We start from the raw sequence: 1,372 nt of genomic DNA, 5'->3' as shown, positions 1-1,372 counted from the left end.
CCGGGGGCGGCCCCCCCGCCCTCTGAACCCGCGCCCCCCCCCCCCCCCCGCGTCGCTGCCAAGATGGCAGCGACGGGGGCGGCATCCGGACAGGTGCAGGCGCGATGATCAGTTCTCGTCGGGCGTCAGACGCAGCGAGATGCTGTTGATGCAGTAACGCTGATCGGTCGGGGTGGGGAAGCCCTCACCCTCGAATACGTGCCCGAGATGCGATCCGCAGCGAGCACATCGGACCTCGGTCTGCACCAGACCGTACGACCGGTCTTCGGCCAGTTCGACCGCGTCGCTGTCCTTCGGGTCGTAGAAGGAGGGCCAGCCACAGCCGGAGTCGAACTTCTCCGCGGAGGTGAACAGTTCCGCGCCGCAGGCGCGGCAGGAGTAGACGCCTCGAACCTTGGTGTCGGTGTACTCGCCGATGAAGGGTCGCTCCGTGGCGGCACGGCGCAGGACCTCGTACTCGGAAGGGGTCAGCTCGGCGCGCCACTGCTCGTCCGGCTTTTCGATGTCGTACGGCATAGAACTCAACCTCACAGCAGACGGTATCGGGAAGAGGAAGGGGTGTGGTGAAGGGCGGTCGCCTCGCGGCGGGCGGCATTGCAGGACTTCGATCGTCCGCTGCAAGCCGGGATCGGGGCCGGGGAATCGTCCCTTCCGACACCTACGTGTCCTTCAACAGTCAACGGATCTGCGCTGTTCCAGCAGCCCCTGACCGCAGCCGTGACCCCTGTCACCTGCACCGGAAGCGCGGTGGTGGCCGCGCCGAGAGCCGGCTGTGCCGCTAACCGCGATGGGTTTCGAGCAGCCTCAGCCAGACCTCACCGATCGTGGGAAAGGCTGGTACGGCGTGCCAGAGCCTGTCGATCGGCACCTCGCCCGCGACGGCGATCGTCGCCGAGTGCACCAACTCGGCGACTCCAGGACCTACGAAGGTGACACCGGCGACGATGTCACGGTCCAGGTCGATGAGCATGCGGGCCTGACCTCGGTAGCCATCCGCGTACTGATGCGCGCCCGCGACGCGCGCGAGGTCGTGGTCCACCACCTTGATCCGCCGGCCGCTCCGCTCGGCCTCACGAGTGGTCAAGCCGACGGAGGCGACTTCGGGGTGGGTGAAGACGACCTGCGGTACGGCCACGTTGTCAGCGGTGGCGACGTGCGCACCCCACGGCGCGTCGTCGACCTGATCTCCCCTGGCCCGGGCGCCGATGACGGCGCCGGCGATCCGGGCCTGGTACTTGCCCTGGTGGGTCACCAGCGCTCGTCGGTTGACGTCGCCGACGGCGTAGAACCAGCCGGCGGCGACGTCAGTCACATGGAAGGTGTCAACCACCATCAGCCCATCACCAGGAGAGATAGGAAGAGCGGGGTGTAG

Annotated in this window: 1 protein-coding gene and 1 pseudogene; both read right to left on the bottom strand. The window is 67.8% G+C overall.

Annotated features, from left to right (window positions below):
• Positions 1 to 108: 108 nt before the first annotated feature.
• Positions 109 to 516, bottom strand: coding sequence for a peptide-methionine (R)-S-oxide reductase MsrB (gene msrB / locus AB0O67_RS37340; RefSeq protein WP_365460571.1), 408 nt, complete (start codon positions 514 to 516; stop codon positions 109 to 111).
• A gap of 262 nt (positions 517 to 778) precedes the next feature.
• Positions 779 to 1,372 (bottom strand): annotated as a pseudogene (locus tag AB0O67_RS37335) (pyridine nucleotide-disulfide oxidoreductase); the annotation flags it as partial.

It is taken from the genome of Streptomyces sp. NPDC086077 (assembly GCF_040686175.1).
Lineage (GTDB): Bacteria > Actinomycetota > Actinomycetes > Streptomycetales > Streptomycetaceae > Streptomyces.
This window is presented reverse-complemented; position numbering and strand designations above follow the sequence as displayed.